General features: G+C 29.8%; 1 protein-coding gene. It reads left to right on the top strand.

The window, feature by feature from the left end:
* Positions 1-255: ABC transporter permease subunit (locus tag KGF42_RS19550; RefSeq protein WP_413927051.1), on the top strand; the 255-nt coding region annotated here is incomplete at both ends.

Genomic DNA, 255 nt, shown 5'->3' on the forward strand with positions numbered 1-255 from the left:
TATTTCTAAAAACAGCTCTTGGGTACACTTTAAAAGGTGTTGGTGATAACTCTCAAATGATTAAATCTTTGGGTATAAATATTGGTTCTATAAAAATACTAGGACTTATGATTTCAAATGGACTTATTGCTTTATCTGGTAGTCTTATGGCTCAGTTCTTAGGATTCTCAGATGTAAATATGGGTATAGGAACTTTGGTTCTTGGAATTGCTTCTATCATAATTGGTATTACACTATTTAAGAAATTTACTTTTA

Origin of the sequence: Clostridioides sp. ZZV15-6383, assembly GCF_020657735.1 — a bacterium.
Lineage (GTDB): Bacteria > Bacillota > Clostridia > Peptostreptococcales > Peptostreptococcaceae > Clostridioides > Clostridioides difficile_D.